Genomic DNA, 22,783 nt, shown 5'->3' with positions numbered 1-22,783 from the left:
TGGTTCACCAGAATAGCCCCATCAATAAGAGAAACAATAGGTTTGTCATAACAAGCGCGACAAAGTTAGTTTTCATTGTTATTGAATGCGCCTCCATTCCTCCTCTATGATTAAGTTAGAAAGTTTTTATGATCATACTTATTGAAAGGAAGAGTTTTATGGCTCAATCAAATATTAAAGTTGCCGTACAGAAATTTGGTAACTTTCTCAGCTCAATGGTTTTACCGAACATTGGTGCTTTTATTGCATGGGGATTAATCACGGCCTTATTTATTCCGACCGGTTTCTTCCCAAATGAACACCTAGCCCAATTAGTGGGTCCAATGGTTACGTACCTGTTGCCGCTTTTAATCGGTTACACAGGGGGTAAATTGGTTCATGACCAACGTGGTGGCGTTGTAGGTGCAATTGCAACGATGGGGGTTATCGTTGGAGCCCCTGATACACCGATGTTCATGGGAGCCATGATTATGGGACCGCTTGGTGCCTATGTAATTAAGAAATTCGACCAGGCCATCGATGGGAAAATCAGGTCTGGTTTTGAAATGCTTGTCAACAATTTCTCTGCAGGGATCCTTGGTGGTATTCTGGCGATTCTTGCCTTCTTAGGTGTCGGGCCGATGGTTGAAGGTTTTACAAAGTTACTTGTTGTAGGAGTCGACTGGTTAATTGGAGTTGGATTACTGCCTTTAACAAGTATTCTGATAGAACCTGCGAAAATTTTATTCTTAAATAATGCGATCAACCATGGTGTTCTCTCACCAATCGGACTTGACCAGGCACAAGAAACGGGTAAATCGATTCTATTCCTTCTGGAAGCTAACCCTGGACCTGGTCTTGGTGTGCTATTAGCTTTTATGTTGTTTGGGAAAGGATCTGCCAAACAGTCAGCACCGGGAGCGGGGATCATCCACTTCTTTGGTGGGATTCACGAGATTTACTTCCCGTATGTGTTGATGAAACCAATGTTGATTATTTCTGTTATCCTTGGAGGAATGAGCGGAATCTTCACGCTTGTGCTTTTAGGCGGAGGACTTGGAGCACCTGCCTCCCCTGGTAGTATCTTGGCGATTTCAGCTGTTACCCCTCCAGATGGAATGGTATATGTAGCCAACTTCGCAGCTGTACTTGTAGCTACTGCGGTGTCCTTCATCGTTTCTGCTCTGGTGCTTAAAACAGGTAAGCAGACAGATGAAAATATTAACGAGGCGACCAAGAAGATGGAACAAATGAAAGGGAAGAAGAGCTCTGTTGCTGGGAATGTAACAGAAGAAGCCGTTAATAACGGTGAGTTCCCTCAGGAAGTCAACAAGATTATTTTTGCATGTGATGCTGGCATGGGATCTAGTGCCATGGGAGCTTCCCTTCTGAAGAAGAAAGTAAAAGAAGCCGATTTGGACGTTGCGGTTACAAATACAGCGATCAGCAATATCCCTGCAGATACGGATATTGTAATTACGCAGGAAGAATTGACACCACGGGCGAAAAACAAGATGCCGAATGCTTATCATATTTCGGTAGATAACTTCTTATCAAGCCCAGAGTACGATCAATTGATCGCTAGACTACAAAATGATATTACAGAAGAACAGGCAGAACTTGTGCAAGAATCTGAAGAAGATGCGGTAGACGCAGAACCTAACATGGATGAAGATGATGATTTGTTGCTGGAAGAAAACATCTTTATCGGCAAGGAATTTTCTACAAAAGAAGAGGCGATCCGTTTCGCTGGTGAGGCCCTAGTCAAGGCTGGTTACGTTCAAGACAGCTATGTGGATGCAATGGTTGAACGTGAAGAAATCACTTCTACTTATATGGGCAATAACGTGGCGATTCCTCATGGCACAGAAGAAGCGAAGAAAGCTGTCATCAAATCCGGATTTACGGTTGTTCAAGTGCCGGATGGGGTAGATTTTAACGGAGAACAAGCGAAAATGATCTTCGGAATCGCCGGTAAAGATGGCACACATTTAGAAATCCTTTCTGGCATTGCCGTTATTTGTTCCGAACAAGAAAATGTCGATCAAATGATTGAGGCGAAATCAGCTAAAGAAATAAAGGGTATTATCAACAGTAAATAAGCGGCTGGAATGAGAAAGGCGGGGGTACTCCTGCCTTTCTGTTCTGCTTTATATGCTTTTTTTCTCTTGAAAGAGGGGCATCTTAATTAGTGAAATGAGTGAGAAGAATGTTTATTACCTCAAGGGAAAAATCCATCATTGATTTAATTGTCCGAACATCGGGAAAGCATACCGTTCACTCTCTTTCTTCATTCTTAGATGTTAGTGTGAGAACAGTTCAAAGGGATCTGAAATCCATCGAAAAGATTTTACAGCCATTTGATCTGGAGTTGAATCGGACGGCGAACGATGGTCTTTTTATCGATGGTAAAAATGAACAAATTTTCAGACTCATCCAAAACTTGGCTGGTGTTCATCCGACCGATGAAACGCCTGAGGAAAGAAAGCTGCGATTGCTTATTATCTTGCTGCATGAAGGCCCTTCTATAAAAAAACAGGCGCTTGCCAACGAGCTTGGGGTCAGCAGTGCGACATTAACTGCGTATCTGGATGATCTGGCGGATTGGTTAAATAAATTTTCGATCACCCTTATAAGAAAAAGAGGAGTAGGGGTGAAGCTGATCGCAGAGGAAACGAATAAACGGCATGCGCTAGCCAGTTATTTTTTAGTCTATTTTTACGAAGAGTTAATCGAAAATTTGTACTTGCTGGAACAGGGGAAAGAGTGGAAGGAAAAAATACTCGGTTATTTTTCATCTTCCTATTTATTAGTGATCGACAAACTTGTGAATCAAAAGATCAATAAGGGTCAAACAAGGTTAGCCGATAGTGATTATATCGGACTCATCGTTCATATATGTGTGACGATCCAGCGGACTCAAAATCATTTCTTGCTGGAAAAGGAATATAAACAAGAAAATGAAGCTGATAGTGAGTTTCAATTAATGAAAACGATAGGCGAAGAGTTGGAAGGAGAACTTTCGACCTCTATTACAAATAGCGATATTCATTTCTTAACGATTATTTTAAAAGGTTCAAAAGTTCAGGCTGCTGATGTCGCCTACTATGATAGTGTCTTGCTCGGAAAGTTGATTAAAAATGTGATTCAGGATGTTTCTCATATGCTGAATGTCGATTTGTCCGATGATTTTTCTTTATTTCAAGGATTGTTAGCCCATATGGAGCCCTCGATTTTTCGCCTGAAACAGCAGCTCGAGTTGTTTAATCCGTTGACAGAAGAAATAAAAGGAAAGTATCCGGTCTTATTCATGGCTGTTAAGAAAAGTTTGGAAAACGAATTTGATGATATCGACTTTCCAGAGGATGAAGTGGCTTTTATAGTCCTTCATTTTGGATCAGCCCTTCTCATGCATGAAGAGAAAGTAAGAATTAATGCTGTTGTCGTTTGCCCCACTGGAATTGGTGCTTCTAAGATGCTGGCAAGCCGTATTCAAAAAGAACTGGCCGAAATCACGAATGTGGAGATTTTATCGATTAAGGATTTCCAATTAGCCAATCAGCATCATTTTGATCTCGTAATCTCTACGGTCAGGCTCCCTTTTACGGATATAGACTACATTCTTGTCAGTCCCTTGTTAAGTGAAAAAGATATTGGGTTTATCAAAGATTACCTTCAAAATAACTTGGAAAAGTTAACGAGAAAGAAACGGTATATAAACCCGAAGGAATCGCAAGACCCCCCACTTCCTGTAAGTCGGCATGATGTAAAAGAGCTCTTGCAGGAAATCAAGGATGTTCATTCTAGTATGGATGCTATTTTAGAGAACCTGCACGTTTATCGTACGCAGGGGAACGGAGGTCATTTTAAGGTTTTAGAAGAGATGGTGGATCAGGCAGAACAAGAAGGGATTCTGACAAATGCCGCAAACGTCATGCAACAGTTGAAGGTGCGGGAAAAGAAAGGCGGTCTTGGAATACCTAACACGAACATGGGCCTTTTTCATTGTCGAGACGACAGTGTCCAGGAGCTCATTTTTCGAGTCTCCCATCTAGGTACGCCATGTAAGGTTAAGGGAATGGACGGCCAGGAAATGCAAATGAAGAACCTGCTTTTAATGCTGGCTCCTGAAAATATGAGCAAGCGGGAGCAGGAAATCCTTAGCATCATTAGTACAAGTTTGATTGAAAGTGATGTCGCTATGATGATTTTCTCATCTTCGAATGAAGCGATGATTCGAAAAAAATTGGAAGATTTATTTTTAGACTATCTGAAAAATAATTTGATAAAGGAATGATGACCGTGAAGCAAACCGTTCATTTTGGAGCAGGAAACATTGGCAGAGGATTTATAGGGGCGCTATTTTCCCAGTCTGGTTATCACGTAACATTTGTGGATATTGCAGACGAAATCATTCAAAAAATAAATGAAGAAAAAAGCTATCAGGTTCAATTAGCGACCGAACAGAAAGAGTCGGTGACGATTGAACATGTATCCGGGTTAAATAATATTAAACAAGAAGAAGAAGTGGTAGCAGCGATTCAAAACGCAACTTACCTGACAACAGCGATCGGTCCTAACATTCTACCAAGGATTGCCCCTCTGATTGCCCGGGGGATCTCTGAACGCGTGTCTGTGACTAATGAAAAACTCTATATCATTGCGTGCGAAAACCAAATCGGTGCTACAGACATTTTAAAGAAACATATATTTGAACATCTTGACGAAGAAACGAAGGGGGAAATCGAAGGAAGTGTATACTTCTTTAATTCCGCTGTCGACCGCATCGTGCCGATTCAGGACCAGGATTCCCTGGATGTGCTTGTCGAACCTTATTATGAATGGGTCGTGGAAACAACAGAGACGATTCCGACCGTTGAAGGAATGAAAATCGTAGAGGACCTGGCTCCGTTTATCGAACGAAAGTTGTTTACGGTTAACACAGGCCACGCGGTTATTGCTTATCTCGGTTACCTTGAAGGAAAAGAAACCATTGATCAGACGCTTTCTGATGAAAAAGTGGCGAATCAGGTCAGGGAGACACTTAAGGAGACGGGCGCCTATTTGGTGAAAGCGTATGGCTTGAATGAAGCTGACCATCTAAATTATATCAATAAGAATATTGAACGCTTCAAAAACTCATACCTGAACGATGGCGTCACAAGAGTCGGACGCGCACCGATCCGTAAACTGGGACCTGAAGACAGATTGATTCGTCCAGCGACACAGGCGCAAAAAGCTGGATTATCATATACAAACCTGGCTAAAGCAATCGCAGCAGCGTTATTATTCGATCATCCACAGGATGAAGAGGCTGTGAAAATTCAGGAAATGATCAATGAATACGGACCTGCTTATGTTCTAAAAACGATAAGTAAGCTGGATGAGGACAGTGATCTTACCAAAGAAGTGGTTCGTCAGTACCATGAATTTAAAAAGTAATTCTTAATTAAAACATACCATTTAGGGCCTGATTTAAAATCAGGCTCTTTTTTTTATTTTTTGAGGAATGGGAGATTTAAACGAGGGGATATCATAGAGGAATTATCCTTTTTATGCAGCAATAAAGTTTGCACCACCTTGACATGCAACCATATAGTTGCTTATACTTGCTATATGAATGGGAATAAAGATACGATATTCAAAGCACTTAGTGACCAGACTCGACGACTGATATTAGACGAATTATCCGAACGCAACGAGCTGACATTGTATGAACTTACCGCACGTCTCATTATGAAGCACGACCTTTCCATTTCACGACAAGCGATAGCGAAACACCTTTCTGCATTGGAAGATGCTGGGCTCGTTAAATCTGAAAGAAAGGGAAAGTATCGAGTTCTTATATTCAACAATGAACCGCTTAAGCATTTGTTGAAGGGATGGATAGAATAATCTCATCTCGAAACGTCAACGACTAGAGGAGGACAAACATTTTGAAAATCATTGTTAACAGTATATTTGTAGATGACCAAGATAAAGCGTTGGATTTTTACTCAAAAATCTTGGGATTTGTAAAAAAGCATGACGTGCCCTCAGGAGAATATAGGTGGTTAACGCTTGTTTCTCCCGATCAACAAGAGGGGACCGAGCTTTTACTAGAACCGAATGCCCACCCTGCCGCTAAAGAGTATCAACAGAAATTATTTGCCGATGGCATACCTGTCACAATGTTTGGCGTTTCAGATATTCGTAAAGAGTACAACCGATTAGTGGAAAAGGGTGTTCACTTTACGATGGAGCCGACAGAAATGGGCGGAGTCACAATAGCTGTCTTCGATGATACATGCGGCAACCTTATTCAGATCATCCAGCAGTAACCTAGTATTCATGACTTTTTGTTAGTTTTCAGGTGAATGGAAGGTTGGTTTGCTAAGAATTCATCAACGTTTTTTCTCTTTCCTACACTTGGGCAAGGGTGAAGCATATAGTCCGACTATCACATGGCTGAAAATAAGGAGGAAATGAAAGATGACCAAAACAGATAAGAAGTTGTCGTTAGAACAGCATGAAGAACTGCTTCGTACTTTAAAGAACCGTTTTGATAAAAATATCAATCGTCATCCCGGGCTTAAATGGGATGAAATAGAAGCGAAGCTCCAAGATCACCCTGAAAAAATGAAGTCACTCCATGAAATGGAAGAAACGGGCGGAGAGCCGGATGTTGTTGGTTATGATAAAAAGACAGGGGAATACATTTTTTATGATTGTTCAGCGGAAAGTCCTAAAGGCCGTAGAAAGGTTTGTTACGACCGTGAAGCACAGGAGGCAAGAAAGAAACACAAACCAGAAAACAATGCTTGTGATATGGCAGTTTCCATGGGCATCGAGCTTTTAACGGAGGAACAATATCGGGAGCTCCAGAAACTTGGGGAGTTTGATAGGAAGACATCGAGCTGGGTACAAACCCCTGAAGACATCAGACATCTTGGTGGTGCTCTCTTTTGTGATCGGCGCTATAACACTGTCTTTGTGTACCACAATGGAGCAGAATCCTATTATAGTGCAAGAGGATTTCGGGGAGCGTTAAGGATTTAAATGGTACGAACTTATGGATGGCTTACTTAGGGTATGTCATCCTTTTTTTAGAATGATGCTCCCTATAAATGAAACGTAAGACCACATTCATTTATGGAGGAGGGGCTGTGATATTCCTTGAATGTATTAGCCGCTCTTCTTTCAGCATTCTTATCAACGTGTAGATGGATGGATCTAGCCTCGTATTTATTTATGCTTTATCCGTATTCTTGATTTCCGGGGTTCTGACATCCGTGTTTATGAAATGGCTGATAAAGAATCCATATTCTTAAAGGATCGTGGATGGCGGGCTAACTTTTGAAATGAGCAAATTTTTAATGGGTCATAAGAAACCCAATAAGGAGAAACTACTGAGTGAGAAAAGAAATGAAAAGCAATGAAACAAAATGATTTTAAACACGTAACTATACTATGAAAATTAAAAAAAGGAGATGTAGGGTATGGGGATAGGTTCTTGGATTGGAATAGGCATTGCAGTCGCTATTGCAATGGGGTTATTTGGGAAATCTGATAAGAAAAATAATTAACTTCTTTGATTTCATATAAGAAGAGTGGGGCGTGGGGATATATCTAAAACAGCCATAAAAGGGACCTGAACGGGATCTGAAAAAAGGACACTTAGAAAAGTGCCCTTTTTCGTGGAAGTCTGACGAATGTCCTGTAGATATTATTTATCCTTCGCAATTTCTTTTCTGTTTGGAGCAAGAGGGGGTTGTTCTAGCCATTTATTTTTAGTCATCAAGTTAAACCATTCTTTTGTAACCGTTAGATTTTTTAATATAATTTGCTCAAAAGTGGCGACGAGATCTACACGCATGGCAGAGGCAAGGCCTGTACCATGATAAGCTTGTGAGGATTGCAATAAGAAACCTATGTAATATAACATTAATTTATCTGAAAAGGGGGAGTCCTGGGAATTTGTAACTTCTGATTCCCAAGACATTGGAACAGGTAAATGATCTCCTCTTAGGATTTTACTCAATGATTGAATTTGCTTGTCTGATGTCTTTTGTGTGTTTTTTAAAAATTTTTAACTTCCGTAGATGTAGTAACTTGGCTAAATCCGATAGAAAGGCATTTCTCCATAATTTTCTTTTTTAAATTAAGCGAAAGAGCTATAATTTCCGTTGAGGCTAAAGGGCGTTTGTCTCCAAAGAAACCATCGATAAATCCTTGTCCTGAAACAAACTCTGGTTTTTCTTCAGGGTAAAAATAAGGGTCCCTTTGAAAATGTCCCTTTTCCAATAGTAATTCAGTTGTTTGATTATACATACTCATGCCATCTTGACTACAGGATTCGTAGAAGTGTCTTAAATCACTCCTCACAGAAGAACTTAGAGCTGTAGGATGCCCTAATAAACCATGAAGGCTCATAGTATGTAAATAATGCAAGCAGAGGATATCAGAAAATAGCTTTCCGGCATCCTTATTAAGGTCTGTTTCATTAAAGCCAATCGGGACTGGGAACCCTTCGTTTTTAATGAATTGACTTATTTTGTTTTTCTGGTCGCCAAAAATCCTTATCGCTTCTTCGAAAAGGTTTTTTATTTTCTCGTCTTCTATTGTAGACCACATATGTTTATTGATTATATCAACGGCTGTCCCATTTACATATTCTCCCCAGAGAGTTCCTATTTCAGCAGACGTAAGTTTTAGTTCTTCTTTATTCATCAAATCACCTCAACCTAATATTTCCCTAAAGTAAACCATCTTATTAAATATTTTAATGGATTTTTAGACGAAACAATCCGTTGGAGGTATTCCAGTTTTCAGTTTAATCAGGGCTATTACAACAGTGCTAGAGTCGGATGGCCCATCGATCATTATCGCGTATCCTAAAGTAAAAGCTGACTTTTATAAAATAAGGGAGAGGGGATTGTCAGACCATGAAAAATCAAATCAATAGTTGTTTTATTCACCTGGTGGACTTTGAAAGGACGAAAGACTGGTACAAGGAGGTTTTAGGCTTTGAGGTAGAAGCGGAAGGTGAGGGGTTTCTACAATTTAAACTAGAGGGTCCACCTTTAATCCTTTTGCAGGCTAAAGGGAAAGAAATCACTCCATTGCCTTATTCTCCTTTCTTCTTTGAAACGGATGATGTGAAGGAGACACAAAAAGAGTTGAGAGAAAAGAATGTGAACGTTGGAGAGATTGAGCATTTTGGGAGTAAGATGTATGGCTGTCACTTTTTTGATCCAGAAGGGAATTTGTTGCTAGCTTGTACAAGAGGGGAATGAAAATTATATATTTTAAAAAATAAAAACCCGTTGGGCAAACGGACAACTGGTTTTACTTACGTGTTTTTCTTATTCTTTCACAATATCAAAGATCCCCATATTGCTATATGTAAGAAATTGTGTTAAATTTAATTATTGACTTCCATTCTCGTGAATAAGAATATACTATATCCTATTTTAAATTATAGTGCAAAACACCGGTGAAGTCAACCCCCTAATCTGCGTTTTCGTGAGGAGTGGTTTATCTGAAGAAAGAAATTCGGAAAGAACAAGAATATTTGGATAAAGTGATGGGGATCATTGCGAAGCAAATAAACGAGGTTGAACCAGATGCAGCTAAGCGTAAAGAAGAGGTCATCCATATCCGTAAGCACTTTTGGGATGATCTTAAAGTAAATATGGATACGTTTGACGATTATCTTGAAACGATAATCGGGATGAGGCAACAGGCACAAGATTTGTCAGTAAGTCAAAGTACCCACCGCCATTCTTATGAACGGTTATCGAGGCTTAAACGAATACAGAACATGCCTTATTTCGGTCGGATTGATTTTACGGAAGAGGGAACAAACCAAACGGAGCACATTCATATCGGCGTATCGACGATTTTTGATGAAACGAACGAAAACATCCTCATTTACGATTGGAGGGCCCCGATTTCGAGTATTTATTACGACTATCCTCCTGGGCCGGCCGAATACTCTACACCTGAAGGAAGGATACGTGGAGAACTTGAAGGGAAGTGGCAGTATAACATCAGGAATGGTGTGATCGAATCCATGTTCGACACTAGCCTTACGATCGGGGATGAGATTCTGCAGGAAGTACTTGGTCAAGGGTCCAATAAACATATGCATAGTATTGTTGCAACGATTCAAAAGGAGCAGAATAAAATCATTCGGAACGTTCGTGGGAGACTTTTAATTGTACAAGGGGCTGCGGGGAGTGGGAAGACATCAGCTGCTCTTCAGCGCATTGCTTATTTTCTCTATAAGTATCGAGGAACCCTGAAAGCGGATCAAATTCTGTTGTTTTCTCCTAATTCTATGTTTAGCAACTATGTTTCCCATGTTTTACCCGAACTTGGGGAAGAGAATATGCAGCAGGAAACCTTTCAAGATTACCTTGAACACCGGTTGGGGCGATCATTTACCATTGAAGATCCTTATGAACAATTGGAATATCTGCTGGAAGCGACAGATGACCCTGCCTATAGAACTAGAAAAGCCAGCATTCCATTTAAGGCATCGTTGAACTTTTTTGAAGCGGTCAAAAGATATCGGGAAACCTTAGAGTTCACAAGGATGATATTTAAAGGGTTAAAGTTTCGCGGTCAAACGATTGTTTCATCTAAACAAGTCACAGACTTTTTTTATAATGAACATTCCGCCCTTCACTTTCATAATAGAATAGATAAGTTGAAAGAGTGGCTTATAAAAGAAATTGACAAAACGGAAACAAGAGAGATGACGAAGTCTTGGGTACAAGATGAAATCGAACTCCTTAGCAAAGATGACCTTCAGAAGGTATACACTCAATTAGAGGAAACAGAGGAATACCACGGAGGTTCTTTTGAATTTTACGAGAAAGAGAACAATGTGCTTACCCGTATGATTGTACGCAGGAAGTTGAAACCATTACGCAGAAAGGTAGAAGACCTTCAGTTTATAAATATGAAAGGTTTATATAAGCAGCTTTTTGACGATTCTATGAGGCACAAGTTATGGAAGGAACAAGAGCTTCCTGCAGAGTGGGAAGACATTTGTTCCTCGACTAAAAAAATGCTGGAAGAAGGCAAACTTTATCAAGAGGATGCGACTCCTTATTTGCTGTTAAAGGAACTTATTCAAGGTTTCCACTCCAATACTTCTATTAAACATGTGCTTGTAGATGAAGCCCAGGATTATTCTGTATTTCAATTCGAGTTTTTAAAAAGGTTATTTCCTAGAGCGAAGATGACGGTACTGGGGGATTTTAACCAGGCCATCTTTGCACACGCCGATCATTATGTGGATTTCCAATCATTAACCGGCCTATACGGGGAAAGTAAAACAGAATATATTACCTTAAGCCGTAGTTATCGATCGACCAAGCAAATTATTGAGTTTACAAGACAACTTGTTCCGGAGGGGGAGCTAATCGAAGCGTTTGAGCGAGAGGGGGAGAAACCAACTCTCACGAGAGTATCCGATCATACTAAATTACACGAAGAAATTGGGGCGAACGTCAAATCTTTACAAAACCGCGGGTATCATACGATTGCAATCATTTGTAAGTCAGCGGCAGAAAGTTCGGTTGCTTATGATACGCTTCGTATTCTCCTGCCAAATCTTAAATTGGTGAAGAAGAATACTGATGAGTATGTACAGGGTGTGATCGTCATTCCTGCTTACCTTGCAAAAGGGATTGAATTTGATGCAGTGATTATTTATGATGCCTCCTTAAAAATATACGGAGAGGAGAGTCTTCGCCGCTTGTTTTACACGGCTTGTACGAGAGCGATGCATCACTTGCAAATCTATAGCGTCGGGGAACCAAGCCGATTTTTAAGTAACATTTCATCTGGGGAGTGGGTCACATCCAAGAGGAGTGTGAAATAAAAGGAATAGTTTGGAAAATGCGTCTATCGTTAAGTGGACGAGGTTTTAGGTGACTGGTTCGCCTAGACCTCGTCTTTTTTATGTTTCTCTTATACAAGCGTAAACGATTCAATATGTACGCGGGAGGTCTTACATCAGACCGTTCCCTTAGGCAAAACGCGCAGATCGGCATATGAATGGTGTCATTAATTCAAACCAGCCGGATATAGGGAGTTATTCCTTCCTATTCATTTTTTGATTTACGGTTTGATTGTACTTTTGGAGCAGATGACCAAACTTTTCTTTCTCATCCTCCGTCCATTCCTCAAGAATGCCGGCCAAACGGTGATACCTACGTCGTTTGTTTTCCTCCAATTCGTTTAACCCTAGTTCTGTAATTTGATAAAAGTAAGCTCTTCTGTCTATAGGGTTTGCTACTTTCTCTACATATTTTTTTTCAACTAGCGCTGCTGCCTGGCGGCTGACTGTCGATATATCTAAGTGCAGGTCTGCGGCCAACGACTTGACCCCGGCAGGACCATAGCTTGATAACTGGCGTAATAAAATGTAGGCGGAACGATCAAGGTTATCATGGCGCTTTTCTGTAAGGATGATCCTGCGAATGAAATCGGTCACCTGTTGTTCAATTAATTCCAGAGATTCATTACTCATACTTTTCACCTCAGATGTACAGCTTCTTCTTTGATGATACCATCAAATCTCCCCGTTGACACATATCCGAATTTAGTTGTATCATACAATAATGAGGTTGTATGGTACAACTATATATTCTGTCTGGATGCAAAGGGACCCAAACAGAATAATCAGGTGGAATAAGGTTTACCTGGAGAATTTTAAATAAGGAGGCTTAGTTTCATGGCCACAAACCCTGCCAAGGTCCCGGACATCTCGATTGCAGAAGAGCCGGGGATTCTAAAGCAGCCAAAAGCGGTCTGGGCTGTATTTTTTGCTTGTATCATTGCTTTTATGGGACTTGGGCTGGTTGATCCGATTTTACCGGCTATTGCCGAGCAGCTGGATGCCAATCCAAGTGAGGTCACCTTACTGTTCACAAGTTACAATGCCGTTATGGCTGTAGCTATGCTCATAACTGGTGTCATCACATCCAGAATTGGCATGAAACGTACGCTGCTTTCAGGAATTGTGATTATTGCATTGTTTTCTGGTTTAGGCGGATTATCGAATGGCATTTGGGAGCTCGTCTTCCTCCGTGGAGGATGGGGGTTAGGGAACGCCCTTTTTGTAGCGACTGCTTTAACAGCCATTGTGACGCTATCCACGAGTGGAAATGCGAAGGCAATCATTTTATATGAAGCGGCGATTGGGCTAGGAATATCCGTTGGACCATTGATTGGCGGATCGTTAGGCGCCATTATATGGCGAGGGCCATTTTTCGGGGTCGCCGTGCTCATGGTCATCGCCTTTTTAGGGCTCATCATTTTAATGCCGAAAACGAACGCTGGTCAGGTTACGAAAAAGAAAACTTCACTGTCCGATCCTTTCCGAGCTTTAAAACACCGTTCCTTGCTTGTGTTAGGCATAGCGGCGGCGCTTTATAATTTTGGTTTTTTTACTTTGCTTGCATACTCCCCGTTTGTTCTAGGGCTCGGTGAACATGGATTAGGGTTTGTCTTTCTTGGATGGGGCATTTTACTTGCCTTGACATCCGTATTTATGGCCCCCAAATTACAACAGTGGTTTGGGACGGTGATGTCTATGTGTACGATGCTTTTTGTTTTCTCACTCGTTCTATTAGCTATGGGAATATGGACATCGACTCAGTGGGTCGTCATTGCAACCGTCATCTTTGCCGGTGCTCTTCTCGGAAATATTAATACCTTAATTACAACGGCGGTCATGAATGCGAGCCCTGTAGAACGCTCGACAGCATCAGCCGCTTATAGTTTCCTGCGCTTCCTAGGAGGGGCCATTGCTCCGTTCTTGGCAGGGAAGCTTTCGGAGATATACAACCCGAGCATCCCGTTCCTTGTCGGAGCCGGCATAGTGTTTTTGTCTGTAGTCTTTATCCTTTTGAACCATGGCCATATTCGACATGTGGACAAAGCAGAAGGCCACTAAAGAACGGGAAGAGGTTAATGAGGCAGTCGGGTTTATCTAATATTATGACATCAGAAAGAAGGTTTTTACATCATGTGTGGAATAACAGGATGGGTATCGTGGACACAAAATCTAAGTGAACAATCGTCCGTTTTGGAAAATATGACAAAAGCGATCACGCATCGCGGTCCGGATCGTATGGGAACATGGTTATCTGAGCATGCGGCTTTAGGACATCGCCGGTTGATCGTAATCGATCCAGAGGGTGGAAAACAGCCGATGGTCTATGATGATGGTTCGTATACTGTTACGTTGAGCTACAATGGAGAGATTTATAATTTTATAGAATTAAAGGAAGAGTTAATTCAAAGAGGTCATCTTTTTAAGAGTTCCTCAGATACCGAAGTCCTTCTCCATGCCTATTTGGAATGGGGAGAAGCGTGTGTCGAACGGTTGAACGGTATTTTTGCCTTTGCTATTTGGGACGAACGTAAAGAACAACTGATGCTTGGAAGAGATCATCTTGGCGTGAAGCCTCTTTACTTTGCTAACCGGGGAAACGACATTATTTTTGGTTCTGAATTGAAAGCCATGTTTGCTCACCCAGAGGTAGATCCGGTCATTGATAAAGATGGACTTTCCGAAATTTTTGGTCTTGGTCCGATTCGGACACCTGGACAAGGTGTTTTCAAGGATGTGGAAGAAGTGCGGGCGGGGCATTATGTAACCATTAGTAAAGATGAACGAACGGTGAAACGCTACTGGACATTGAAGAGTCACCCCCATCCGGATGACCTTGATACGACCGTTTCGACCATCCGTTCTTATTTGGAAGATACCGTGAAGAAACAGCTTGTGGCCGATCGCCCTGTGGTCTCTATGCTTTCAGGGGGATTGGATTCCAGTGGCTTAACGGCCATTGCAGGAAATGAATTTTCTAAAGAAGGGAAAACACTACACACGTATTCCATTGATTTTAAAAACAATGAACAGGATTTTGAGAAAGACTTTTTACGTGTGGATTTGGATGAGCCCTGGGTGGAAAAAGTTTCAGATCATGTAGGGACGGACCATAAGTCCCTGGTATTGGATGCTGATGAACTTGTAGAAAATTTGCTGGTGCCAATGAGGGCCCGGGACCTTCCAGGAGTAGGAGAGATTGAAACTTCTCTGTATCTCCTTTTTAAAGAAATGGAGAAAGAAGCAACGGTCGCCCTATCCGGGGAATCGGCTGATGAAGTATTCTCTGGGTATCCGTGGTTCCATCAGGAAGAGTTTTTAGATGCGGAGGTCTTTCCGTGGCTCCTGAATATGAGAGGCATGAGTGCGATTTTATCTGATTCATTGAAAGAGAAACTGGATCTGTCCTCCTATCAAAAAGAACGCTATCAAGAGGCTTTAAACGAGGTCCCCGTTTTAACAGGAGAATCGGACCTTCAAGCGAAACAACGCCGAATGTCTTATATGTTCATCTCCCGTTTTCTGCCCTTTATGTTGGATCGTAAGGATCGTGCCAGTATGATGACAGGATTCGAAGTTCGTGTTCCTTTCTGTGACTATCGACTTGTTGAGTACTTATGGAATGTTCCAATTGAAATGAAAAATGTGGACGGAATAGAAAAAGGGGTATTGCGACGGGCGTTTGAAGGCTATCTGCCGGAGGACGTTCGCTATCGCAAGAAGAGTGCTTACCCAAGTACAAAGGATGAAAAATATTTAGAAGGGGTTCAGAAATGGATGCTTGAGATCTTAGATGATCCAACTTCTCCCATTCTCCCTTATATCGATACCAAAAAAATTCGGAGCATCGCTGAAGGAAAGAGTGAAGCAATCCATGGGTCCAGTGCGAAAGGGCTGCTGGACTACCTTATTCAAGTAAATGCCTGGCTTAAGGAATATAACATTCGCGTTATTTTATAATGTAGATCTGATGTGGCAAAGGTCTTAGTTTTGAAACACAGGATACAGAGATGCGTTCTTTAACTAAACTGGAGTCGCTTGTAGCTTGTAGAGAAGTGATTTCTCTGCAAGCTTTTTTATGGTCAAGAGGTTTCATGAGCCCTCACCCAGCTTAAGCCATAGAATGATCTGGGGTGTTGCGCTTGTATGATAAACTGAAAAAAACAATTTTAATGAGGAGAAAGAGCATGAACAAAATGCGTTTTAAACTGAGCACGATGATCATTTTCTATGTTCTTTTGGTGGTCCTTTTTTCATTATTAATTACAGATCTTCTAATCACGGAAAATACAAGCGATAATATACGCGAACAGCTTGAAGAGAAGGCCTTGATCGTTTCGAGAACCGTAGCGGAATCGCAGGTCGTTCAGGAAAAATTACAAAACTCTTCAGAGGATCCAGCCATTCAGGATTATGCGATGAGTATTCAAGAAGCCTCTGATGTTCTTTTTGTCGTTATTATGAATATGGAAGGGATCCGTCAGTCTCACCCGAATCCAGATTTAATTGGGAAACCATTCATGGGAGGGGATGAAACGAGGGTGTTAAACGGAGAGGAGTACATATCGATCTCTGAAGGAACGTTGGGGCATTCCGTTCGTGCCTTTACGCCTATTATGGCTGATAATGGGGAACAGGTAGGTGCTGTTTCCATTGGAATTTCACTGGATGCGTTAGAAGCATCGCTGCAAAGCAGCCACCGAAATATATTGATTGGCTCTTTCATTGGTGCACTTGTTGGTGTTATTGGAGCCTATCTTTTGGCGCGGTACATTAAGAAAAGCCTGTTTGGCCTTGAACCTGTAGCCATTGCTCGAATCCATGAGGAACGAAACCGCATGCTTCATTCTGTCCGTGAGGGGATTATAGCTGTAGATGCGGAAGCTAAAATTACACTGGTCAATAAGTCAGCGCGAAACATTTTTAAAAAAGCCGGGCTTCAGGATGAGGATCCGGTCGGCCTTTCGATTTCTGAGTATCTTCCTCATTCCATGTTAGAGAGAGTGCTCAAGACAGGGGAGGCAGAGACTGATGAAGAACAGGTCATTAACGGCTCCTCCATCATTGTGAACCGGGTTCCGCTGGTCGTCCATGATGAGGTGGTCGGCGCGATTTCAACATTTCGCGATAAAACCGAGGTTAATCAGCTTGCTGAGCAGCTGACAGGTGTACGGTTATATGCCGAGTCGCTCCGTGCTCAGTCCCATGAATTTAAAAATAAGCTCCACGTCCTGCTGGGGCTTGCGGAGATGGATTCGTTTGAAGAGGTGAAGGCATATATCAAGCGGCTGGTGGACCATCAGATTCATGAGGCAGATATCCTCACAAATAAAATCAAAGATCCTGTTCTCGCTGGATTTATGCTAGGCAAGCTTAGTTATGCTCGCGAACAGAACATCCGTTTATCCGTGAAATGTGAAACCGTCATTCCAGCATCCAGTGATGAATCTGTGACACATGAACTCGTTACGATTATTGGCAATCTAATCGATAATGCGATAGAGAGTCTGGAGGGAAGGGGAGAAAAGCATATTTCTCTTAGGCTTTCTTATGTCGATGAACTGCTGGAAATTGAAGTAAGTGACACCGGAATCGGAATTAAAGAAGAGAAGCAGCAGGAAATCTTTCGAAAAGGGATATCAACGAAAGGAACGGACAGGGGTTATGGCCTGTACCTTGTCCATACGAGTATAGAATCCCTTGGGGGCTCGCTGGAAATCGAGTCGACCGTAAATAAAGGAACAACCTGCAGTCTCATCATTCCTTATGAAGCGGAGGTGGAAGAAGCATGATTCACGTGCTGATTGTAGAAGATGATCCGATGGTCGCCAATTTAAATAAAAAATATGTGGAGCAGGTGGATGGATTTTACATCACAGCGATGGCTGCCAATGAAGAGGAAGCGATCCATTGTTTAGAGGAGTGCCGAGTAGATTTAATCCTTCTGGACGTGTATATGCCAGGAAGGAATGGATTGCAATTGCTTAAAGAATTACGAAGAAAAGAGGAACAGGTCGATGTGATCTTGATTACGGCTGCTTCAGAAAAAGAGCAAATTCAGAAGGCGTTGCGACTTGGCGCGATTGATTACTTAATCAAACCCTTTGAATTCGACCGCCTTCAAGGCGCATTGGGTAAATATAAAGAGAAGTATGCGGTTTTTGAGGATAAACAGAATGTAAGCCAGGATGAGATTGATCGGATTTTTATCCCCCAGGAGAATCGGCAAGAAAATAAACGCATTCAAGTGCCGAAAGGTCTGACACAAAATACACTCGAGCTCATTATACGTAGGATCCGTACGAAAGAGAATGAGGCATTTTCAACAGATGAAATCGCACAGGATACAGAAGTGTCCAGGGTATCTGTACGGAAATATTTAAAGTTTTTAAAGGAAATAGATTTTCTGGAGGAAACGCTCGTCTATGGAGTGGGACGCCCCGTTTACCAATATCAAATTAAAAATACAGGAGATTTGGACCTCGAGTTCTATCATTAGGAAAGCAGCTATTTGGGCTGCTTTTTTTAATTACAATAAAATTTTTACTTTCATATGATGGGCAAGTAAAGCGTTTTCATTTAAGGTAAAACTCATATCCGAGATCGAATTCAGTTAAGTTGGAGGTTCAGAAAATGAGTAAAGAATGCCTTAGTGAAGAAACCATTAATTTACATCGTGCATTTAGAGGAAAGATTGAGGTATCCAGTAAAGTGCCTATCAATACAGGAACAGACTTGAGTTTAGTCTATACACCAGGGGTGGCTGATATTTGTAAGGCCATTGCGGACAACCCGGACGAAGCAGATGAGCTGACGTCCAAAGGAAATATGGTCGCCATCGTAACCGATGGTACAGCCGTACTGGGATTAGGGGATATCGGACCGAAAGCGGCCTTGCCAGTTATGGAAGGAAAGAGCCTTCTGTTTAAAAAATTCGCCGGCATTGACGCATTTCCCTTATGTTTGGATACACAGAACACGGAAGAGATTATTTCTACTATAAAAGCTTTGGCGCCGACATTTTCAGGTGTCAATCTTGAAGATATCTCTGCCCCGAGGTGTTTTGAAATTGAAGAGAGATTAAAGGAGGAGCTTGATATTCCTGTCTTTCACGATGATCAACATGGAACAGCTATTGTTGTCCTTGCTGCTTTAATAAACGCGCTGCAAATCGTGAACAAAACAAAACAACAGACAAAGGTTGTGATTAACGGGGCAGGGGCTGCTGGAATCGCGATTGCTGACTTGCTTTTATATGCCGGATTTACGAATGTGACGCTTGTAAGTTTAGAAGGCATTGTTAGAAAAGGAGCCCCGTGGATGAACGCTAGACAAGCTTCCATGGCGGAAAAAACAAATTTAAATGGTGTACATGGCGGTTTAAATGAAGTCATCGAAGGAGCGGATATTTTTATTGGTGTGTCCGCACCAGGTGTGCTAAGTAAAGAGCAGGTAAAGATGATGAAGAGTGACGCCATTATTTTCGCTTTAGCGAACCCAATTCCGGAAATTTATCCGGAAGATGCCTTGGAGGCTGGAGCCGTTGTAGTAGGGACAGGGCGATCGGATTACCCTAACCAAATCAATAACCTGCTTGCTTTTCCCGGCATTTTTAAAGGAGCTCTCGATCATAGAGTAAGAGACATTACGATGGATATGAAGGTAGCAGCAGCGGAAGGAATCGCTAAGGTGGTATCCAACGAAGAACTTTGTCCGGAGTATGTGATTCCTAGCGCTCTGAACCAAACAGTTGCCCTAGCAGTCGCCGATGCGGTCGGACAAACCATCAGCGAAAAAGAAGTATGCGTAGTTTAAATGAAATGTTCTTAATCCATTAGAAAAAGGAGAGATTAGATGTCTGGTTCAGCTGAGAGAGTGGATACAAATCAGTCTGCAGCGCAAACGATCACTTTTATTAACAGTGAAAAGAAAACGATTACAATATTTGGTCTTCCTGTTATTTGGTTTTTGGGGATTACCGTTCTAACCCTTGTGAGTATGTACACGGGAAACTTGCCAGGAGGCATGCTTGGCAGTCTTCTTGTTATGATGGTTCTTGGTGAGCTTTTTGGATGGATCGGTGATCATACTCCTATACTAAGGACTTACTTAGGAGGTGGCGCCATTCTTGCTATCTTTGGTGCCGCGTATATGGTGTATGCAGGTTTAATACCAGGCGAAACGGTAACGATGATCAATGATTTCATGAAAGATGGGGGCTTTTTAAATTTCTATATTGCTGCTTTAATTACGGGGAGCATACTGGGGATGAATAAGAAGATCCTGGTTAAAGTCGGCCTGAAATACTTCCTGCCGATTTTTGGTGCCGTCATCGGTGCCATGGTTGTGGCAGGCCTGTTTGGCACGATCGTCGGGTTTTCACTAAAAGATGCGGTTCTGGTGATTACTATGCCTATCATGGGCGGCGGAATGGGAGCAGGCGCCGTGCCAATGAGTCAGATTTATAGTGAATTAATGGGGAATGACCCGAGTTACTATATATCCATGCTCGTACCCGCATTAGCTCTAGGGAACGTTTTTGCAATCATTCTCGCAAGCATGCTTCATATTCTCGGAAAAAAAGTCCCTTCCTTATCAGGGAACGGCCAGTTATTGAAAGGGTTTGAATACCAAGAAGAGAAACCATCCTTTAATATTCAAAAGATGGGCATTGGATTGATGGCGGCGATTCTGTTCTTTACGATCGGAACATTAGCGGCTGGATTTATCCCGCTTCACGCCTATGCCCTCATGATTATTATTGTGGCTGTCGCTAAAATTGCAGACATTATCCCAGAAAGTGTATTAGATGGGGCGAACCAGTGGTATAAATTCGTAGCTAAAAACTGGACGCTTGCTCTTCTATTTGGGATTGGTATTGCCTACACAGACTTAGGTACGGTCCTAGAAGCACTGACCTTGCAATACATTGTTACGGTTCTTGGCGTGATCTTGGGAGCTGTTATCGGAGCAGGTCTGCTCGGTAAACTTGTCGGCTTCTATCCTATTGAATCAGCCATTACAGCAGGATTGTGTATGGCTAACATGGGTGGGACAGGAGATGTAGCTGTCTTATCCTCATCCAAGAGAATGGAACTTATGCCGTTCGCGCAGATTTCTTCCCGTTTAGGGGGAGCCATCATCTTGCTGTTAGCTGGTTTACTTATTCCTTTATTGATGTAAGACAAGCAAAAAAGACCGTTTCATTTGGTCAAGAGTTTAGAAAAGAAGAACAGGTTACAACGAACAAGATCCACCTTCGGAAGCGAAGGTGGATTTTTTATGTTTTGCACAGGTTCTTAGCCTTAGGTAACGAAAGGATTAGGAACTCCTTTCATATGAGCCTAAGGTACATTTTGAATTCAGGTCATTTTTCCTAATTATCAGAAATAATTTGTTCATACTTTGGTCTATAAAAAGGCTTTATATCAGTAATTAAGAGCTTCAAGCCCCCCTGATTGATAATGATAATAGTTTTCAATTACTGTTGACACTGATAATCATTATCAACTAGTATAGCGTTGAACAACCAATCCAGCAAAAAAAGGAGTGGACAGCAATGAGTGTTCAAATAAAAAAATCCAATCAAGAGTTATTGAATCAACAGGAAAAAAGAGAGTCTAACGCAAGATCCTATCCCCGCAGTTTTCCTTTAGCAATTAAAGAGGCAGAAGGGATTTATATTACGGATGTAGAGGGGAATTCCTACATCGATTGTCTGGCAGGGGCCGGAACGCTGGCTCTAGGGCATAACCATCCCGTTGTCATTGAGGCCATGGAGAAGGTTCTTCATGACCGACTGCCCTTACATACCTTAGATATTACAACTGAAGTGAAAGAAAGCTTTGTAGATGAGCTATTCTCAAGCCTTCCGGAAGGATTTCGTGAGAGGGCGAAAATTCAGTTTTGCGGTCCGACCGGAGGCGATGCGATTGAAGCTGCTCTGAAGCTTGCTAAAACGGCAACAGGCAGACAAAGTATCTTGACTTTTCAAGGCGGCTATCACGGAGCCACCCATGGCACGATGTCGATCAGTGGAAATCTGGCACCAAAAAAAAGGGTCCAGGGGCTTGTGCCAGACACACATTTTCTTCCTTATCCGTATGATTACCGTTGTCCTTTCGGAAAGGGAGGAAAAGAAGGGGCTGAGCTGAGTGCAATGTATATCGAACAGCTGTTAGATGACCCTGAAAGCGGCATTCTTCCTCCAGCAGCGATGATTTTTGAAACGGTTCAAGGAGAAGGAGGGGCGATTCCAGCTCCGATTGAGTGGCTCAAAGAAATGCGCCGTATTACGAAAGAGCGCGGCATCCCTTTGATTATTGATGAAGTCCAAACAGGGATCGGGCGAACTGGCGAACTGTTTTCCTTTGAACATGCTGGAATTGTTCCGGATGCTTTTGTTCTTTCCAAAGCGATCGGTGGCAGCCTTCCATTGTCGGTCGTCGTTTATGATCGTGAGCTTGATGCATGGGAGCCGGGCGCTCATATTGGAACCTTCCGCGGAAACCAAATGGCGATGGCGGCTGGGAACGCCACCCTCAAATACGTTAAAGAACACCAGCTTTCGAAGCATGCGGAAGCCATGGGCGATAAATTTACCCAGGCATTAACTAAGATGCAAAATCACTATCCGCAGATTGGTGATGTACGCGGACGAGGATTAATGATCGGAGTGGAGATCGTTGATCCATCGGGCAAACCTTCCGTAAGGGGAAGCTATCCAGCGAATCCCGAACTTACGAGCCGCATTCAAAGGGAATGCTTTGACCGCGGTTTGATTCTTGAGGACGGCGGGCGGTACGGTGCGGTTCTTCGTTTCTTGCCACCTTTAATCATTACGGAAAAACAGGTGGATGAGATTCTTTCGATTTTCCATGACGCGTTAGCTGCGGCTGTTTCGGAGTAGAT

Annotated in this window: 16 protein-coding genes and 1 pseudogene; 15 read left to right on the top strand and 2 right to left on the bottom strand. The window is 42.2% G+C overall.

Annotation, left to right across the window (positions count from 1 at the left end):
- The first annotated feature begins 158 nt into the window (after positions 1-158).
- The 6 genes from BLW54_RS15200 to BLW54_RS15175 all read left to right on the top strand — a co-directional run bounded on the left by BLW54_RS15200 (position 159) and on the right by BLW54_RS15175 (position 7,017).
- Entirely contained in the window at positions 159-2,081 is a 1,923-nt protein-coding gene (locus BLW54_RS15200) for a PTS mannitol transporter subunit IICBA (protein ID WP_074735596.1), read from the top strand.
- Positions 2,082-2,188: 107 nt separating this feature from the next.
- A complete protein-coding gene (locus tag BLW54_RS15195) occupies positions 2,189-4,276 on the top strand; it encodes a BglG family transcription antiterminator (RefSeq protein ID WP_074735594.1) in 2,088 nt (695 codons plus the stop codon).
- A gap of 5 nt (positions 4,277-4,281) precedes the next feature.
- A complete protein-coding gene (locus BLW54_RS15190) occupies positions 4,282-5,421 on the top strand; it encodes a mannitol-1-phosphate 5-dehydrogenase (protein WP_074735592.1) in 1,140 nt (379 codons plus the stop codon).
- A gap of 174 nt (positions 5,422-5,595) precedes the next feature.
- Positions 5,596-5,874, top strand: coding sequence for an ArsR/SmtB family transcription factor (locus BLW54_RS15185; protein WP_035518918.1), 279 nt, complete (start codon positions 5,596-5,598; stop codon positions 5,872-5,874).
- A gap of 41 nt (positions 5,875-5,915) precedes the next feature.
- Complete coding sequence (locus tag BLW54_RS15180; protein ID WP_074735590.1) at positions 5,916-6,299, top strand: VOC family protein; 384 nt, start codon at positions 5,916-5,918, stop codon at positions 6,297-6,299.
- 151 nt (positions 6,300-6,450) lie between these two features.
- The gene (locus BLW54_RS15175; RefSeq protein WP_074735588.1) at positions 6,451-7,017 is read left to right on the top strand and encodes a DUF4256 domain-containing protein; all 567 of its coding nucleotides are present in this window, start codon (positions 6,451-6,453) and stop codon (positions 7,015-7,017) included.
- Positions 7,018-7,684: 667 nt separating this feature from the next.
- On the opposite strand, the pseudogene BLW54_RS15170 reads toward BLW54_RS15175, so the two are convergent.
- Positions 7,685-8,688, bottom strand: a pseudogene (locus BLW54_RS15170) (DUF3231 family protein).
- Positions 8,689-8,903: 215 nt separating this feature from the next.
- Between BLW54_RS15170 and BLW54_RS15165 the strand changes: the two are divergent.
- Together BLW54_RS15165 and helD are read left to right on the top strand one after the other, a co-directional pair.
- The gene (locus BLW54_RS15165; RefSeq protein WP_035518917.1) at positions 8,904-9,254 is read left to right on the top strand and encodes a VOC family protein; all 351 of its coding nucleotides are present in this window, start codon (positions 8,904-8,906) and stop codon (positions 9,252-9,254) included.
- A gap of 245 nt (positions 9,255-9,499) precedes the next feature.
- Positions 9,500-11,854 (top strand): RNA polymerase recycling motor HelD, encoded by a 2,355-nt coding sequence (gene helD, locus BLW54_RS15160; RefSeq protein ID WP_074735694.1) that lies wholly within the window; start codon positions 9,500-9,502, stop codon positions 11,852-11,854.
- 213 nt (positions 11,855-12,067) lie between these two features.
- On the opposite strand, the gene BLW54_RS15155 is transcribed toward helD, so the two are convergent.
- On the bottom strand, positions 12,068-12,505 hold the full coding sequence (locus tag BLW54_RS15155; RefSeq protein WP_035510458.1) for a MarR family winged helix-turn-helix transcriptional regulator: 438 nt from the start codon (positions 12,503-12,505) through the stop codon (positions 12,068-12,070).
- Positions 12,506-12,709: 204 nt separating this feature from the next.
- Between BLW54_RS15155 and BLW54_RS15150 the strand changes: the two genes are divergently transcribed.
- From BLW54_RS15150 to BLW54_RS15120, 7 genes are all read left to right on the top strand, one after another.
- Positions 12,710-13,933, top strand: coding sequence for an MFS transporter (locus BLW54_RS15150; RefSeq protein WP_074735586.1), 1,224 nt, complete (start codon positions 12,710-12,712; stop codon positions 13,931-13,933).
- Between the two features lie 72 nt (positions 13,934-14,005).
- Positions 14,006-15,832, top strand: coding sequence for an asparagine synthase (glutamine-hydrolyzing) (gene asnB, locus BLW54_RS15145; RefSeq protein WP_074735584.1), 1,827 nt, complete (start codon positions 14,006-14,008; stop codon positions 15,830-15,832).
- Between the two features lie 227 nt (positions 15,833-16,059).
- Positions 16,060-17,664, top strand: coding sequence for a DcuS/MalK family sensor histidine kinase (gene dcuS, locus BLW54_RS15140; protein ID WP_035510462.1), 1,605 nt, complete (start codon positions 16,060-16,062; stop codon positions 17,662-17,664).
- Positions 17,661-18,371, top strand: a complete 711-nt coding sequence (locus BLW54_RS15135; RefSeq protein ID WP_035510463.1) for a response regulator — start codon at positions 17,661-17,663, stop codon at positions 18,369-18,371. Before dcuS ends, BLW54_RS15135 begins: the two co-directional genes overlap by 4 nt.
- Positions 18,372-18,505: 134 nt before the next feature.
- On the top strand, positions 18,506-19,687 hold the full coding sequence (locus BLW54_RS15130) for an NAD(P)-dependent malic enzyme (RefSeq protein ID WP_035510465.1): 1,182 nt from the start codon (positions 18,506-18,508) through the stop codon (positions 19,685-19,687).
- A gap of 39 nt (positions 19,688-19,726) precedes the next feature.
- Positions 19,727-21,055, top strand: a complete 1,329-nt coding sequence (locus BLW54_RS15125) for a 2-hydroxycarboxylate transporter family protein (RefSeq protein WP_035510468.1) — start codon at positions 19,727-19,729, stop codon at positions 21,053-21,055.
- Between the two features lie 349 nt (positions 21,056-21,404).
- The gene (locus tag BLW54_RS15120; protein ID WP_279626561.1) at positions 21,405-22,781 is read left to right on the top strand and encodes an aspartate aminotransferase family protein; all 1,377 of its coding nucleotides are present in this window, start codon (positions 21,405-21,407) and stop codon (positions 22,779-22,781) included.
- Positions 22,782-22,783: the final 2 nt, after the last annotated feature.

It is taken from the genome of Halobacillus karajensis (assembly GCF_900108515.1).
In the GTDB taxonomy this organism is placed as follows: Bacteria; Bacillota; Bacilli; order Bacillales; family Halobacillaceae; genus Halobacillus; species Halobacillus karajensis.
This window is presented reverse-complemented; position numbering and strand designations above follow the sequence as displayed.

Bases quoted from the DNA above. Each gene is read 5' to 3' on its own strand.
- BLW54_RS15200 (WP_074735596.1), top strand. From the start codon at position 159: ATGGCTCAATCAAATATTAAAGTTGCCGTACAGAAATTTGGTAACTTT.
- BLW54_RS15195 (WP_074735594.1), top strand. From the start codon at position 2,189: ATGTTTATTACCTCAAGGGAAAAATCCATCATTGATTTAATTGTCCGA.
- BLW54_RS15185 (WP_035518918.1), top strand. From the start codon at position 5,596: ATGAATGGGAATAAAGATACGATATTCAAAGCACTTAGTGACCAGACT.
- BLW54_RS15175 (WP_074735588.1), top strand. From the start codon at position 6,451: ATGACCAAAACAGATAAGAAGTTGTCGTTAGAACAGCATGAAGAACTG.
- BLW54_RS15165 (WP_035518917.1), top strand. From the start codon at position 8,904: ATGAAAAATCAAATCAATAGTTGTTTTATTCACCTGGTGGACTTTGAA.
- BLW54_RS15155 (WP_035510458.1), bottom strand. From the start codon at position 12,505: ATGAGTAATGAATCTCTGGAATTAATTGAACAACAGGTGACCGATTTC.
- BLW54_RS15150 (WP_074735586.1), top strand. From the start codon at position 12,710: ATGGCCACAAACCCTGCCAAGGTCCCGGACATCTCGATTGCAGAAGAG.
- asnB (WP_074735584.1), top strand. From the start codon at position 14,006: ATGTGTGGAATAACAGGATGGGTATCGTGGACACAAAATCTAAGTGAA.
- dcuS (WP_035510462.1), top strand. From the start codon at position 16,060: ATGAACAAAATGCGTTTTAAACTGAGCACGATGATCATTTTCTATGTT.
- BLW54_RS15135 (WP_035510463.1), top strand. From the start codon at position 17,661: ATGATTCACGTGCTGATTGTAGAAGATGATCCGATGGTCGCCAATTTA.
- BLW54_RS15130 (WP_035510465.1), top strand. From the start codon at position 18,506: ATGAGTAAAGAATGCCTTAGTGAAGAAACCATTAATTTACATCGTGCA.
- BLW54_RS15125 (WP_035510468.1), top strand. From the start codon at position 19,727: ATGTCTGGTTCAGCTGAGAGAGTGGATACAAATCAGTCTGCAGCGCAA.